We start from the raw sequence: 14,830 nt of genomic DNA, 5'->3' as shown, positions 1-14,830 counted from the left end.
CTGCGCGCGGTCAGGCGTGAACGCCCTCGTGACGACGCGTCGCGCTGCGCATCGTGACCAGTTCCTCGGCCGCGGTCGGGTGGACCGCGATGGTTGCGTCGAACTGCGCCTTGGTCGCGCCCATTCCGATGGGAATCGCGGCCAGCTGGATCATCTCTCCGGCTTCGGGGCCGAAGATGTGACAGCCCAGCACGCGGTCGTCGCGCGGATCGACCAGCAGCTTCATCATCACCTTGGCATCGCTGCCCGCGAACATCGACCGCATCGGGCGGAATGTCGTGGCGAAGACATCGACCGGACCGCGGGCCTTGGCCTCTTCCTCGGTCAGGCCGACAGTCGCGAATTCATGCGGCCGCAGATAGACGGCGCTGGCGACGATGGAATGATCGACCTTGCGCGGATTGGCCCCGAAGACGGTATCGGCAAAGCTGTGGCCTTCGCGGATCGCGACCGGGGTCAGGTTAACGCGGTCGGTCACATCGCCCACCGCGAAGATCGAGGGAACGCTGGTCTGGGACCATTCGTCGACCTCGATCGCGCCGTTGGGCTTCAGCAGAACCTCGGTATTCTCCAACCCCAGCCCGGCGGTATAGGGGTTGCGGCCCGTGGCCATCAGCACATGGTCGAAGCTGTCGGTGCTGCCGTCGTCGAAATCGACCTCGATGCCGTCGCCCGACTTGCGCAGTTCCGTGGGCGTGATGCCCAGGCGCAGATCAACGCCCACCTGCGACAGCTGCAGCGTTGCCAGATCGCGCCCCTCGCGGTCGAAGCCGCGCAGCACCGCATCCCCGCGATAGGCCTGCACCGTCTCGACGCCCATCCCCGCCAGGATGGTCGCGAATTCGCAGGCGATGAAGCCGCCGCCGACCAGCAGGATGCGCTTGGGCAGCTTCTCCATCAGGAACAGGTCGTCGCTGACCATGGCCAGCTCCTCGCCCGGGATGCCGATGGCCGCCGGACGCCCGCCCGCCGCGATCAGGATGTGGCGCGCGGTCTTGCGCGTACCGTCGGCCAGTTCGACGGCGTGGTGATCGACCAGGGTGGCACGCTGGTCGTGCACCTCGACCCCCGCGCGGTCCAGACCCGCACGATAGATCAGCTCCAGCCGGTTCAGCTCGGCATGAAGCTGTTCGCGGAACACTTCCCAGTCGAACGTGCCGGCATCGGCGCCCGTCCAGCCATAGCCGCGCATCTCGTCGATGGCGAGGCCCGCGCCCGATGCGAAGATCATCAGCTTCTTGGGCACGCAGCCCCGGATGACGCAGGTGCCGCCCATGCGGCTCTCCTCGGCCAGACCCACTTTCGCGCCATGGTCGCCGGCCGCGATCCGGGCGGCACGCACGCCGCCGGAACCGCCCCCGATCACGAAGAGGTCGTAGTCGAAGTTCATCTCATTCTCCTTCATGGGCAAGCATGTCGGCATCGATATCGGCATCGCGCGCCAATTCGACAACATCGCCATCGGCCTTTCCGATGATCGCAAGGTCGCACATGCCCAGGAACAGGCCATGTTCCACCACGCCCGGAATGCCCGCCAGCGCATGGGCCAGGGACACCGGATCGGGGATGGCACCCAGGTGCAGGTCCAGGATCAGGTTGCCCTCGTCGGTGATCAGGGGGTCGCTGCCCTTCATCCGGGTCAGCACGTCGTGCCCGCCAAGGTCCAGCTTGTCCAGCGCGCGACGGATCAGGGTGCGGCTGCTTTCGAAGCCGAAGCCCAGGACCTCGACCGGCAGGGGAAACTTGCCCAGGCGTTCGACCACTTTGCCGGGATCGGCGATGACGACCATGCGGTCGCTGGCGGCGGCGACGATCTTCTCGCGCAGATGCGCGGCCCCGCCGCCCTTGATCAGGTGCAGGTCGGGATCGACCTCGTCGGCCCCGTCGATGGTCATGTCCAGCCAGCCGATATCGTCCAGGCTCTCGACCCGCAGGCCGCGCGACAGCGCCTGTTCGGCCGTCGCCCTGGATGTGGCGGCGCAGCGCAGCTTCAGCCCCTCGGCCTCGACCCGGCGGGCCAGCATCTCGACCATCACGGCGGCGGTGGATCCGGTGCCCAGACCCAGCTTCATCCCATCCTCGACCAGACGCACCGAGGCGTTGGCGGCGGCAAGCTTGGCCGGATCGAAGCCGGTTGCGTCAGACATGGTAATCCCTCTCCCGTCACAGGTGCCGCGCCGTTATAGGCGATCGACGCCCCGAGGGCCACTAGGCGCGAGAGCTGGTTTCGGGAAGGATCACGACAAACCGGCTGCCTTCGCCCCGGCGGCTGTCGATCTTCAGGCGTCCGCGGTGACGGTTGACGATATGCTTGACGATGGCCAGGCCCAGGCCCGTGCCGCCCTGTGCCCGCGCGCGATGCGTGTCCACCCGGTAGAAGCGTTCGGTCAGGCGCGGCAGGTGCTGTTCCTCGATCCCGTCGCCGCGATCCTCGACGGTGACGGCCCAGGCGGGGCCGCGCAGCATCGGTTCATGCGCGATGCGTTCCATCCGCAGCCCCAGGAACCCGCCCGCACCGCCGTATTTCAGCGCATTCTCGATCAGGTTCTGAAAGACCTGCGTCAGCTGATCGGCATCGCCCGGCAGGGTCACGACCTCGTCAAGTCCCTGCGCATGGATATCGACGCCCGCAGCCTCGGCGCGGGGGGTCATGGTGGCCACCACGCCGCGCAGCAGGGCACCCAGTTCGACCTTGGTCGAAGGGCGCTGGCGTTCCTCGGCCTGCACGCGGCTCAGCGACAGCAGGTCGTGGATCAGGCGGTTCATGCGGGCGGCCTCGCCCTCCATGATGTCGAGGAAACGGTCGCGGGCGCGGGCATCGTCGCGCGCGGGCCCGCGCAGGGTCTCGATGAAGCCGGTCATCGCGGTCAGGGGGGTCTTCAGCTCGTGGCTGACATTGGCCACGAAATCGCGGCGCATCTGCTCGGCCTCTTCGGCCACCGACCGGTCGTGCAGCGCGACCATCGCGCCCCGCCCGAAGATCGAGGGCAACGGCGACACCGTCACCTCGGCCAGGATGTCGCGCCCGTCGGCCGCGAATTGCGCGCGCAGGGTCGCACCGCCCTCGGGCGGGTGGAACAGCGCCGGATCGGTGGCGGGCGCATCATGCGCATCGGGATGCAGCACCCAGTCCACGGCGGCAACGATGGCCGGATGGCGCAGCACCGTGACGAAGGGGCGCTGGATCAGATCGCCGCCCAGCATCGCCTCGGCGGCGGGATTGGCCGCGATGACGCGGGTGCGGTGATCGACGGCCAGCATGGGCATCGGCACCCCGTCGAGAAAGCCCTGGACGCGGCGCGCGGTGCCCGGCGGCATCATGCGGGCTTCAGCCCTGCCCGGAACCGCGCGGCATTGGCGCGGTAGCGACGGGCGGATTCGATCAGCTTCCCGCGGGCCTCGTCATCCAGCTGGCGCACGACCTTGCCCGGTGTGCCCATGACCAGCGCGCCTGCCGGGATCTCGCGCCCCTCGGGGATCAGCGCACCGGCACCGATCAACGCACCTTCGCCGATAACGGCACCGTTCAGGATCGTGGCACCCATCCCGATCAGCGCGCCCGCACCGATGGTGCAGCCATGCAGCATGGCGCGGTGACCGACGGTGCAATCTGGGCCGATGGTCAGCGGGTGGCCCATATCGGTATGAAGGCAGCACAGGTCCTGCACGTTGCTGCCGTGCCCGATGCGGATCTCCTCATTGTCGCCGCGCAGGACGGCCCCGAACCAGACCGAGGCCCCCTCCTCCAGCACCACGCGCCCCATCAACGAGGCATCGGGGGCCACCCATGCATCCGCATCGATCTGCGGCGCGATGCCGTCCAGTTCCCAGTTCATGCGCTCTCCTCGGCCATCAGATCCTTGACGAAGGCACCCAGCCCCGCCTGCCGCGTGCGGCGCAGGCGTTCGGCGGTCAGGATCGCGCGCAGGTCGGCCTCGGTCCGGTCCAGGTCGTCATTGACCAGGACGTAATCGTATTCGGCCCAATGGCTGATCTCGCTGCGGCTCTTCTCCATGCGGCCCGCGATCACCTCGTCGCTGTCCTGCCCGCGCGTGCGCAGCCGGCGTTCCAGTTCGGGCAGCGAGGGGGGCAGCACGAAGATCGACACCACATGCCCCCCAAGCGCCGATGCGCGGATCTGCTGACCGCCCTGCCAATCGACGTCGAACAGCGTGTCGCGACCGGCCATCATCGCGGCCTCGACCGGGCCGCGCGGACTGCCATAGAGATTGCCGAACACCTCGGCATGTTCCAGCATCTGACCGGTCTCGACCAGGGACAGGAACTCCTCGCGTGCGGTGAAGTGGTAATGCACGCCGTCCTCCTCGCCCGGGCGGGGGGCGCGGGTCGTGGCCGAGACCGAGAAGCTGAGACTGGGGTCCCAGGTCATCAGCCTGCGGGCCAGCGTCGATTTCCCCGCCCCGGACGGGGATGACAGGATGACCATCAGGCCTGTGCGATCCATCATGCAGGGCGATCCTTCCTGGTAGTGCCTTGTTTCGGGCAAGTGGATGCCCCGATGACACCTCCCGGTCAAGCCGTCGCGGAAGACGGGCGCGATGGGATCGGTAACACTTTCAACTTTCGGCGTAGTTGTTTAACCATTTGATCATCAATTGACTCGCGCAAGACCTGTTTGTGGCGTATTCATCGCCCGGGGTTTCGCAGTCGATGCGGCTTGGCTTATGTTCTGAATATTGCGTGAGAGGTACAATTTGACCGAGCGGGAAGACAGGTCAGACGCCAGTCCGGACAGCTTCACCTTGTCCGTACCGGATCGCGTCGTCCGGCTGGCCGATTACGAACCCTGCCGACCGGATCGCGTTCTTGCCGAATTGCGCGACTACTGGGAGGGCATCCGAAACGGTCGTGCCGTTCCTGCGCGCAGCGATGTCGATCCGCGCGGCATCTCGCGGGCGTTGGATCATGCCTTCATCCTGGAACGGATCGCCCCGGGTGCAGGCCGCCTGCGCCTTGCGGGCCGCCACCTGATCGACCTCATGGGAATGGAGGTGCGCGGCATGCCGATCTGCGCCTTCGTCAATACCAGTTCCCGCGGGCGCTTCTCGGACGTGCTGGAAAGCGTGTTCAAGGCGCCGCAAATGGCCCGCCTGACCTTCCATTCGCAGGGCGATTACGCACGCCCCGAACTGACCGCGCAGATGCTGCTGCTGCCGCTGCGCTCCGACCTGGGCGATGTCACGCGCGCACTGGGATGCCTGATCGCCGAGGGCGAGCCGGGCGTTGCGCCGCGCCGTTTCGACCTGACGGGCGACGAGGTGATGCCGATCATCGAGGGGGGGCGCACGCTTGCGCCCTCGCCCTCGCAGATCGGTTTCGCGGAGGATCCCGACCAGTTCACCCCCGCCCCGCGCAGCCCCCGCAGCCCCGAGGAACGCCGCGCGATGTTCCGCCTCATCGGCAATTCCGACAGCTAGCTGATCGTCCCCGGACGCCAGCGATACAGGGCGGCCTGATCCGGTCCGTTACGCCCAAGCGATGTGATCGCCACATCCTCGGACCGGCGGAATCCAAGGTTCTTCAGCACGTTGCGCGACGGCAGATTGTCAAGGAAGACATCCGCCTCGATCTGCGGCGGGTCGAGCCTTGCGACGATCTCGGCAAAGCTCGCCGCCACCATCTCCTGCCCGATCCCCTGCCCGGCCATTTCCGGATCAAGGAAATAGCTGAGCCGAGGCACCGTTCCGGCGCTGAGCCCCACGGCCCCGATCACCCGCCCCGCATGGCGCACCGCCAGACGCAGCGGCGGCGTCAGCGCCCCGTCGGTCAGGATCTGGGTCACCTCATCGACACTCATGTCCGGGTGGAACCGCAGCAACATCCGCGCGACCTCGGGGCGGGTCACGATGCGGTGCAGCGCCTCCATGTCGTCTGGTCGCACAGCGTCGATCCGCAGGCGCGGGGTGTCGATCGCGATGGAATGGCGTGCCTCGAAATCGCCGCGGCTCAGATGAAGGCCCTGCGCCGGGGCATCACGCCCCAGGGGCCGGGAATTGATCTGCAACCGTTCCACCGGGCGAAAGCCCAGCCAGTCCAGCAGCTTGGCCGAACGGTCGTTTCCGTCCAGATACCGCGCGCCGATCCCGTCCGCTCCGGCGGCGAAGAAGCGGGTGAATGCCAGCAGCGCCGCGCGGCGCGCGATGCCCCGTCCCTGCCAGCCAGGCGCCATCCAGATCCCGAAGCTGTCGCCCAGCCGCAGCATGCCGACCAGCCCCTCGCCCATGCGGATGGCATATTCGTCCGGGCCCGCCTCTTCGATGAAGGCGCGGGCATCGGCCTCGGCATAGGGATAGGGCACGACGGTCAGCCAGCGGGCTGTTTCCCAATCTGCCATGGCGGCGGCGATCGCTTCGACATCTTCGGGCCAGGGGCGGGTCAGTCGAAGCGATTGCATCATCATGTCACCGTGCAGCTACGATCCGGACGGCGCCGTTCTGGGCTGACAGCGCGATATCGCCCGCGGCAAGCCGCAGCGCATCGTCGCCGAACACCTCGGCCCGCCAGCCCGACAGCGCGGGCAGGTTGCGCGCACCGCTGGCGATCGCGTCCAGATCCGACGCCGAGGCGATCAGCTTGGGTGCGACGCCCGCCGCATCGGCCTTGGCCTTCAGCAGGACGCGCAGCAGGTCCGACAGCGCGGGATTGCCCGGCTTGCCCGGTTCCTCGCCCTTGGGCTGGGGCAGGTCCTTGGCCTCGACCCCCGCCTTCACGGCGGCGATGATACCCGACGCGATGTCGCCCTTGCGCGCGTCGCGCAGCAGCAGGCGGGCGCGGCCCAGATCGCCCTCGTTCATCGGCTTGGTCGATGCCAGCTCGATCATCGCGTCATCCTTGAAGACGCGGCTGCGCGGGATGTCGCGTTCCTGGGCATAGGCCTCGCGGAAACGCGCCAGCTCGCGCAGGATCGCAAGGAAGCGCGGCGAATTGGTCCGCGTGCGAACCTTCAGCCAAGCCTCCTCGGGGCGGGTGATATAGGTCTCGGGATCGGTCAGGACGCCCAGTTCCTCGTCCACCCAGGCGTCGCGGCCGGTCTTCTGCAATTCCTGCGCCAGAAATTCGTAGATGCCGCGAAGATGCGTCACATCGGCCAGCGCATAGGATTTCTGCGCATCCGACAGCGGCCTGCGCGACCAGTCGGTAAAGCGCGAGGACTTGTCGAGGTTCGCTTTGGCGATCTTGCGCACCAGCGTCTCGTAGCCCACCTGTTCGCCGAAGCCGCAGACCATGGCGGCGACCTGCGTGTCGAACAGGGGTTCGGGGAACACCTCGGCATCGTGGAAGAAGATCTCGAGATCCTGCCGGGCGGCGTGGAACACCTTCACGGTCGCCTTGTGGCGGAACAGATCGTAAAGCGGTTCGAGCGACAGGCCCTCGGCCAGCGGATCGACCAGAACCGCTTCGCCCCCCGGTTCCTTGGGCGCCGATGCCGGCGGGATCGCCAGCTGGATCAGGCACAGCTTGGACCAGTAGGTCCGCTCGCGCAGGAACTCGGTATCGACGGTGACATAGGGGGCGGATTTCGCAGCTTCGCAGAAACGTGCAAGATCTTCGGTGCGGGTGATCGTCGTTATGTCTTGGCTCATCTGGCTCTTTCGGCTCGGGCGGTTCGTCCGCCATTCGCCAAATGTCTACGACGCGCGGACGGGTTTGGAAAGCCCGCGCGCGGCATGACCATCCGTCAGGATGGCTTCCGCTGCCCCGCGGGCTTGCGCAGCGCCTCGGCCACGCCGGGTTCGCAGGCGGTGTCGTTCACCATGGGAACGCCCGTGCGAAAGGCCGCCCGCCCGATCAGATGCGCCGCGACGGGTGCGGTCAGCAGTAGGAACAGGATGGCCGCGATGGCGCGCGCGATGATCGTGCTTTCGCCGAACTGGACGGCGACCGCCACCAGGATCATCCCCGAACCCAAGGTCGCGGCCTTGGTCGAGGCATGCATCCGGTTGAACACGTCGGGCAGCCGCAGGACGCCCAGGCCCGCCGCGAAGCAGAACAGCCCGCCGATCACGATCAGCCCCGAGATGATGATGTCCATGATCATTCCGTTTCCTCCGCCTTGAGCAGGATGCGGCGTTCCAGATATCGCGCAAGGCAGACCGTGGCCAGAAATCCCACCAGCGCCAGCACCACCGCCACGTCGAGGAATGCCGCATCCCCCGACTGCATCGCCATCAGCGCCCCGAAGGCCACCAGCTGCACCGTCATCATGTCCAGCGACACGATCCGGTCGGCCAGCGTCGGCCCCCGGAACAGCCGCACGGCAGCCAGCACGATCCCCAGGATCACGAACAGGAAGGCCACGAGGATTGCATAATCGAGAATGGTCATCGGCTTACTCCGTCGCGTCCCGGATCCACAGTTCCAGATGCTCGCGGATGCGCCAGCGGATCTGGTCGGGATCGGATGCGAACATGGCGTGGACATACAATGTCTTGCGATCCTCGGACACGTCCAGCGTCAGGGTGCCTGGCGTCAATGACACGAGGTTCGCCAGAAGCGCGATCTGCAGGTCGGTGGTCACCGAGATCGGCACCTCGAGCAGGGCGGGCTTCGAGTTCTGGCCAGGCGTCAGCACGTCCTTGGCGACCGACAGGCTGCTGACGAATAGTTCATAGACGAACATCACGACCAGGCGGCACCAGAAATACAGCCGCGCGAAATAGCCACGGCTGCGGGGAAACAGCGGCCGCACCAGCCACATCGCGGCGGTGCCCAGCAGGAAGCCCGCGCCCAGTCCGGTCAGGGTCAGGCTGCCCGTCAGCGCGACCCAGGCGATGGCCAGCAGCAGGTTGATGGCGAAATGGTTCATGGCTGCACCCCCAGGACGGTGGAGATGTAATCGGTCGGGTCCAGAAGCTGCCCCGCCGCCGTTTCCGCGAAGGTCACGAAGGGTTCAGGGAACAGACCGATCACGCAGGTCAGAAGCGCCAGCGCCCCCACGGGCAGCATCATGGCCAGACGCTCGAACACGGGGATGTCGCTCAGGCGGGGCTTCGTGCCTTCGGGGTGATCGGGCCAGAAGGCCGCCCCCCAGATCTTGGTCATCGAGAAGACCGTCAGCAGGCCCACGGCCAGCGCGACCCCGGCCACGATCCACATCTGCGCATCCAGCGCCGCCTTGACGATCAGGAACTTGGCCCAGAAGCCCGACAGCGGCGGAAAGCCCGCAAGCGAGAATGCCGGGATCAGGAACAGGAAGGCCAGCACCGGCGCATTTGCATAAAGTCCGCCCAGCTTCGACAGGTCGGTCGATCCGCCGATGCGCTTGGCCACGCCCGCGATGAAGAACAGGTTCGCCTTCACGATGATGTGGTGCACCAGATAGAACACCGCCCCCAGCAGCCCGAGCGGGGTGAACAGCGCAAGCCCCAGGATCATGTAGCCGATCTGGCTGACGATGTGGAAGGACAGGATCCGGCGGAAATCGTTCATCGCCGCCGCCCCCAGCACGCCCATGACCATGGTGGCGACCGCCATCCACAGCATCAGCGTATGGGTATATCCGACATCCTGGTCGAAGATCAGCGTGAAGACGCGGATCAGCGCATAGACGCCCACCTTGGTCAGCAGCCCCGCGAAGATCGCGGATACCGCGACGGGCGGCGTGTGATAGGATGCAGGCAGCCAGAAGAACAGCGGGAACAGCGCAGCCTTCACCCCGAAGGCCACGAGGAACATGACCGCGACCGTGGTCAGCAGGCCGGTATTCTCGACCTCGCGGACGGCGGCGTGAAGATCCGCCATGTTCAGCGTGCCGGTGATCCCGTAGAGGATGCCGACCCCGGACAGGAACATAATGGTCGAGACGAGGTTCAGCGTGACGTATTTCACGCCCCCGTCCAGCTGTTCGCGCGATCCGCCCATGACCAGCAGGCCGAAGCTGGAGATCAGCATCACCTCGAACCAGACATAGAGGTTGAAGAGGTCGCCCGTCACGAAGGCGCCGCAGACGCCCATCAGCAGAACCTGCAGCAGCGCGAAGAATCCGCTGCGTTCCAGCCGCTCGGGGATCTCGCCCAGGCAATAGACCACGGTCGCAAGGCCGGTGATCGCGGTGATCACCACCATCACGGCGCTGAGGTAATCGGCGACCAGCGTGATCCCGAAGGGGGCGTTCCAATCCGACATCTGGGCCGCGATCACGCCCTCGCGGATGACGGATGCCAGCAGCATGACGCTGGTCAGCAGAAGCGCCAGCGTGCCGGCCACGGAGATCCAGCGCCCCGCCGGATTGTGCCGCAGGATATAGGTCAGAACCGCGGTCAGCAGCGGGATGACGATGGGATAGACAAGCAGCCAGCTCATTCATCGGACTCCGATTTGCGGGGTCGGGGTTCTGCGATCCGCATCTCGGTGCTCGTGACCGTCCCGATGGTCATGTAGGTGCGATAGATCAGGGCCAGCGCGAAGGCCATCAGCCCGAAGCTGATCACGATGGCCGTCAGCACAAGTGCCTGTGGCAGCGCATTCGCGACCTCGCCCACGGGGGCGTATTCGCCCTCGTCGATCAGCGGCGGCGCGCCGGGCGTCAGGCGACCGCCCAGGAAGATCACGAAATTGACCGCGTTCGACAGAAGGACCAGCCCCCAGAGGTATCGCAGAAGGTTCTTCGACAGCATCAGATACACCGCGACGGCGGTCAGGATGCCCGTCGTGACGGCAAGCAGCAGTTCCATCTCAGGTCTCCTCTTCCAGGGCGAAGACCAGGGTCAGGATGCCGCCGAACACCGCAAGATAGACGCCCGCATCGAACAGAAGCACGGTGGACAGGGGCATGCCCTTGCCACCCTCCTCGGCAAAGAGGAACAGCCACAGCCCCGTCAGGAAGGGCTTGCCCGCCAGCACCGAGGCCAGCCCGCCGATGGCCGCGAAGCCCAGACCCGCGACCGCGATGTTCGAGGGATCGACCAGAAGCGCGGACTTCGCCTCCTCGACCGTGGCGGTGATCGCATAGAGGATGAAGGCCGTGGCCCCGATCAGCCCGCCGATGAAGCCGCCGCCCGGCAGGTTGTGCCCGCGCAGCAGCGCATAGATCGAGAAGACGAGGAGCAGCGCGACCAGCAGCCTGGTCGCAGTCGTGAGGATCAGGGATTGCAAGTCAGGCCTCCTCGTTGGCGTTAAGGTCGGTCTTGGTCCGGGTCCTGATCCCGCGCAGCAGCGCCAGCGCGCCGATGGCCGCGATGGCGACCACGGTGATCTCGCCGAAGGTGTCCAGGGCGCGGAAATCGACCAGGATCACGTTGACGATGTTGCGGCCATGCGCCTCGGGATAGGCGGTCTGTTCGAAGAAATCGGTCAGCTTGCGGTCGAAGGGCCCCGACAGCATCGAGATCAGGACCATCGTCACCACCGCCCCGACCGATGTCGCGATGATCGCGTGACCGAAGCGGAAATGCAGCTCGCTTCTGGGGGGAAGATAGGGCAGCCGCAGCATGACCAGCGTGACCAGCACGATGATCAGCACCTCGACCAGCAGCTGCGTGATCGCGACATCGGGCGCGCTGAACATGATGAAGACGATCGCCACGCCGACGCTGACGACCCCCAGCCCCGCCACGGCGGTCATGCGGCTGGTAGTGGACACTACGAGGAACGACCCCGCGATCATCAGCAGCAGCACGCTCCATTGCACGGGATGGGCGCCCAGTTCGATCAGCCGGGGGCCCACGTCGAAGGCGCCGCGTGCAAGATAGGTCCCGCCGACCAGCACCGCATAGGCGGTGAAGGTCACGGCCAGATACCGCTGCAGGCTGCCGTTCTGGACGATATCGGTCAGCCGCGAGGCGAAATGCTTGAACCCGTCCAGCAGGTGGTCCCAGCCCGCGTCGAAATCGACGGGGCTGCGGGTCTCGATCCCCGCCAGCCTTGCGCGGATCCCCTCGTGGTTGCGATAGAGCAGCCAGCCCACGGCGAAGGTCACGATCGACAGCAGCAGCGCAAGGTTGATCCCGCCCCACAGGTGCAGATCCACCTCGTGGACCGCACCCTCGACCGCGTTGGTCGCGGGGCCGATCAGGAAATGGCCCGGAATGCCGGGGAACAGCCCGAAGATCAGCGACAGCGCGCCCAGGGTCAGCGGCCCTGCCAGCATCGGCCAGGACCCCTCATGCGCGGGATGGGGCGTCTGCGCCAGTTCCCCCCGGAAGGGCCGCCACGCGACGATGCCCCCCGCCGCGAACATCAACGCGGATGCCGCGAAGGTCATCAGCGTGACCCAGATCGCGCCCAGGCCCGGCAGGTCCATGCTGGCGTGATACATGTATTCCTTGCCAACGAAGCCCAGAAGCGGCGGCACCCCCGCCATGCTGAGCGCGGCCAGCGCGGCGGCAAGCCCGGTCAGCGGCATGGCCTTGGCCAGCCCGCGCAGCACCGTCGCATCGCGCGTGCCGGTGGCATGGTCCACGATCCCGATCATCAGGAACAGCGCCGCCTTGTAGAGCGAATGCACCAGCAGGAACAGCATCCCCGCCAGGATCGCGTAATGCGTGCCCGCGCCGATGAACATCGTCAGCGTTCCCAGCGCCATCAGCGTGGTATAGGCCAGCACCTGCTTGATATCGGTCTGGCGCATCGACATGACCGAGGCGAAGACCGCCGTCACGCCTCCGAACAGGATCAGCGTCCAGAACCAGGCATCCGTCCCCCCCAGCACCGGGTTCATCCGCGCCATCAGGAAGACGCCCGCCTTCACCATCGTCGCCGAATGCAGATAGGCCGAGACCGGCGTCGGTGCGGCCATCGCATTGGGCAGCCAGAAATGGAACGGCACCTGCGCGGATTTGGTAAAGGCGCCCGCAAGGAACAGGATCAGGATCGCGCCATACATCGGATGGCCGCGGATCTCGTCGCCCTGCGTCAGGATCTGCGACAGATCGAAGCTGCCGGCGACGCTGCCCAGCACGATCAGGCCCGCCAGAAGGATCAGCCCCCCTGCCCCGGTCACCAGCAGCGCCTGCAGCGCCGAGCGGCGCGAGGACGCCTGATCCGCATTGAACCCGATCAGCAGATAGGAAGAGATCGTCGTGATCTCCCAGAAGACGAACAGCGCGATCAGGTCGTTGGTCAGGACCAGGCCCAGCATCCCCACCATGAACATCAGCAGGTAGCAGACGAAGCGTGGGTAATGCGGATGATCGCCCAGATAATGCGTGGAATACAGCGTGACCGCCGTGCCGATCCCGGTGATCAGCAGGGCGAACATCATGCTCAGCCCGTCCAGCAGCACCGACATCCGCACCCCGAGCGAGGGCACCCAGTCGATCCCCGCCACGATCGGGCCGTGAACGACATCGGGAAGAACGTTCAGGAAGAAGACGAACAGCACCGCCGGAAACAGGACTGACACCCAGCCGGCGGGTCCCCCCATCACGCGCTCGATCTTCGGATAGTCCCCGGCCATGTCTCGATCCCCCGTCGCGGCATGCAATTGAAAAGCGTCTCTAGCATTCTTTTTCCGCATGAAACAGAGCAGCCCCGCAGAGGGCCGCCCGGTTCCCGAAAATAATCAACCCTCTGTCCGTTCAATGACCACTGACGAAATCGGGGTCTTGTGCGTCGGGGTGCCGTTGCGTCACGATGCCGCAACCGATGCGCGGCGGCAATCCGCGCGATTCTCGACCGACAAGAAAGGATTTCCCATGCTGCTTGCAAAGGGCAATGCCGCGACCGACAGCCTGACGGGCAAGGTCGCCATCACGCTGGCCGCCGCCGTGCTGATCGCCATCGGCGCCAAGGTTCAGGTGCCGTTCTGGCCGGTGCCGATGACGCTGCAGACGCTGGCCGTGCTGGTCATCGCGGCGGGCCTGGGGCCGCGCCTCGGGTTGGCGGCCATGGGCGCCTACATGGCTGCGGGCCTTGCGGGCCTGCCGGTCTTCGCGGGCAGCCCCGAACGCGGCGTGGGTCTTGCCTATCTGGCGGGGCCGACCACCGGCTTCCTGATCGGGATGGCTGTCTCGATGGTCGTGACCGGCGCGCTGGCGCAGGGTCGCGGGCTGGCGATGCGCGCGCTGGCCATGACGGCGGGCACGGTCGCGATCTATGCCTGCGGCCTGATCTGGCTGTCGGCCTTCGTGCCGGCCGACCGGCTGATCGCCGTGGGCGTCATGCCCTTCCTGCTGGGCGATTTCGTCAAGATCGGCGTCGGTGCCATGCTGATCGAGGCTGCGGGCCGCCTGCGCCGCTGATCCACGATCCGGGCGACGGCAAGGCGCGGGCCATCGCCCGCGCCTTTTTCATGCCCACCCGACAAGCCCCCTTTTCGGATTGCGCGTTCTGCAGCAAAATGCGGCCGAAACCATCAGGAGGGAGCCGATGGATCGTTCCGGCCCGTTGAACCCCGAAATCGTCGCCCGGCTCGAGGACAGCTTTGCCGCGCAGGGCCTCATGCAGCACCTGGGGGCCGAGATGGTCACCATCCGCTGCGGAGAAGTCGTGCTGCGCCTGCCTTTCCGCCGCCAGCTGAGCCAGCAGCACGGCTTCTTCCACGCGGGTGCGACCACCGCCCTGGCCGACAGCGCGGGTGGCTATGCCGCATTCACAATGTTCAAGCCCGGCGAGGAAGTGCTGACCACCGAATTCAAGCTGAACCTGCTGAACCCCGCACGGGGCGATGCGATCGAGGCCACGGGCCGGGTCGTCAAATCGGGCCGCACGCTCAGCATATGCCAGCTCGATGTCTGGGCCGAGGAGGGCGGCGCGCGCACCCATGTCGCCACCGGCCTGCAGACCCTGATCCGGCTGGGCTGACCCCGTCGCCGGCATTTTTGACCGATTGATCAGGTCCGGATGCCGTGACACCGCCCGGGGCTTGGCG

General features: G+C 66.5%; 17 protein-coding genes. 3 read left to right on the top strand and 14 right to left on the bottom strand.

Translation table 11 applies throughout. The features are described from left to right. Positions 1 to 10: 10 nt before the first annotated feature. From gorA to gmk, 5 genes are all read right to left on the bottom strand, one after another. Complete coding sequence (gorA, locus tag KO490_RS11450; protein ID WP_216019536.1) at positions 11 to 1,390, bottom strand: glutathione-disulfide reductase; 1,380 nt, start codon at positions 1,388 to 1,390, stop codon at positions 11 to 13. Between the two features lies 1 nt (position 1,391). Beyond that, a complete protein-coding gene (gene rpiA, locus KO490_RS11445) occupies positions 1,392 to 2,147 on the bottom strand; it encodes a ribose-5-phosphate isomerase RpiA (protein WP_216019535.1) in 756 nt (251 codons plus the stop codon). 61 nt (positions 2,148 to 2,208) lie between these two features. Next, complete coding sequence (locus tag KO490_RS11440; RefSeq protein ID WP_252727139.1) at positions 2,209 to 3,321, bottom strand: cell wall metabolism sensor histidine kinase WalK; 1,113 nt, start codon at positions 3,319 to 3,321, stop codon at positions 2,209 to 2,211. Further along, complete coding sequence (locus tag KO490_RS11435; RefSeq protein ID WP_216019534.1) at positions 3,318 to 3,836, bottom strand: gamma carbonic anhydrase family protein; 519 nt, start codon at positions 3,834 to 3,836, stop codon at positions 3,318 to 3,320. Before KO490_RS11435 ends, KO490_RS11440 begins: the two co-directional genes overlap by 4 nt. Continuing rightward, positions 3,833 to 4,465, bottom strand: a complete 633-nt coding sequence (gene gmk, locus KO490_RS11430; protein WP_216019623.1) for a guanylate kinase — start codon at positions 4,463 to 4,465, stop codon at positions 3,833 to 3,835. Before gmk ends, KO490_RS11435 begins: the two co-directional genes overlap by 4 nt. A 250-nt stretch (positions 4,466 to 4,715) precedes the next feature. Here gmk and KO490_RS11425 point away from each other — a divergent pair, with 250 nt between their 5' ends. Further along, positions 4,716 to 5,438 (top strand): PAS domain-containing protein, encoded by a 723-nt coding sequence (locus KO490_RS11425; protein WP_216019533.1) that lies wholly within the window; start codon positions 4,716 to 4,718, stop codon positions 5,436 to 5,438. Here KO490_RS11425 and KO490_RS11420 read toward each other — a convergent pair. The 9 genes from KO490_RS11420 to KO490_RS11380 all read right to left on the bottom strand — a co-directional run bounded on the left by KO490_RS11420 (position 5,435) and on the right by KO490_RS11380 (position 13,417). Further along, a complete protein-coding gene (locus KO490_RS11420) occupies positions 5,435 to 6,415 on the bottom strand; it encodes a GNAT family N-acetyltransferase (protein WP_216019532.1) in 981 nt (326 codons plus the stop codon). The genes KO490_RS11425 and KO490_RS11420 overlap by 4 nt on opposite strands. 7 nt (positions 6,416 to 6,422) lie before the next feature. Further along, the gene (gene rnd, locus KO490_RS11415) at positions 6,423 to 7,592 is read right to left on the bottom strand and encodes a ribonuclease D (RefSeq protein WP_216019622.1); all 1,170 of its coding nucleotides are present in this window, start codon (positions 7,590 to 7,592) and stop codon (positions 6,423 to 6,425) included. 107 nt (positions 7,593 to 7,699) lie between these two features. Beyond that, positions 7,700 to 8,059 (bottom strand): monovalent cation/H(+) antiporter subunit G, encoded by a 360-nt coding sequence (gene mnhG, locus KO490_RS11410; protein WP_216019531.1) that lies wholly within the window; start codon positions 8,057 to 8,059, stop codon positions 7,700 to 7,702. Then, the gene (locus KO490_RS11405; protein WP_216019530.1) at positions 8,056 to 8,346 is read right to left on the bottom strand and encodes a monovalent cation/H+ antiporter complex subunit F; all 291 of its coding nucleotides are present in this window, start codon (positions 8,344 to 8,346) and stop codon (positions 8,056 to 8,058) included. The genes mnhG and KO490_RS11405 overlap by 4 nt, the downstream gene beginning before the upstream one ends. Positions 8,347 to 8,350: 4 nt before the next feature. Next, the gene (locus KO490_RS11400) at positions 8,351 to 8,827 is read right to left on the bottom strand and encodes a Na+/H+ antiporter subunit E (protein ID WP_216019529.1); all 477 of its coding nucleotides are present in this window, start codon (positions 8,825 to 8,827) and stop codon (positions 8,351 to 8,353) included. Continuing rightward, the gene (locus KO490_RS11395; protein ID WP_216019528.1) at positions 8,824 to 10,323 is read right to left on the bottom strand and encodes a Na+/H+ antiporter subunit D; all 1,500 of its coding nucleotides are present in this window, start codon (positions 10,321 to 10,323) and stop codon (positions 8,824 to 8,826) included. Before KO490_RS11395 ends, KO490_RS11400 begins: the two co-directional genes overlap by 4 nt. Beyond that, positions 10,320 to 10,694, bottom strand: coding sequence for a Na+/H+ antiporter subunit C (locus tag KO490_RS11390; protein WP_216019527.1), 375 nt, complete (start codon positions 10,692 to 10,694; stop codon positions 10,320 to 10,322). Before KO490_RS11390 ends, KO490_RS11395 begins: the two co-directional genes overlap by 4 nt. Position 10,695: 1 nt before the next feature. Then, positions 10,696 to 11,115, bottom strand: coding sequence for a Na+/H+ antiporter subunit B (locus KO490_RS11385; protein ID WP_216019526.1), 420 nt, complete (start codon positions 11,113 to 11,115; stop codon positions 10,696 to 10,698). A gap of 1 nt (position 11,116) precedes the next feature. Continuing rightward, the gene (locus tag KO490_RS11380) at positions 11,117 to 13,417 is read right to left on the bottom strand and encodes a putative monovalent cation/H+ antiporter subunit A (protein WP_216019525.1); all 2,301 of its coding nucleotides are present in this window, start codon (positions 13,415 to 13,417) and stop codon (positions 11,117 to 11,119) included. Between the two features lie 238 nt (positions 13,418 to 13,655). Here KO490_RS11380 and KO490_RS11375 point away from each other — a divergent pair, with 238 nt between their 5' ends. Together KO490_RS11375 and KO490_RS11370 are read left to right on the top strand one after the other, a co-directional pair. Further along, positions 13,656 to 14,201, top strand: coding sequence for a biotin transporter BioY (locus tag KO490_RS11375; protein WP_216019524.1), 546 nt, complete (start codon positions 13,656 to 13,658; stop codon positions 14,199 to 14,201). Positions 14,202 to 14,328: 127 nt separating this feature from the next. Then, positions 14,329 to 14,763: a PaaI family thioesterase gene (locus tag KO490_RS11370; RefSeq protein ID WP_252727137.1), complete on the top strand. Its 435-nt coding sequence runs from the start codon at positions 14,329 to 14,331 to the stop codon at positions 14,761 to 14,763. Positions 14,764 to 14,830 lie beyond the last annotated feature (67 nt).

It is taken from the genome of Paracoccus sp. C2R09, from assembly GCF_018860625.1.
Taxonomy (GTDB): Bacteria; Pseudomonadota; Alphaproteobacteria; order Rhodobacterales; family Rhodobacteraceae; genus Paracoccus.
Note: the sequence above shows the minus strand (reverse complement) of the source record. Positions and strands in the feature narration are given on the sequence as shown.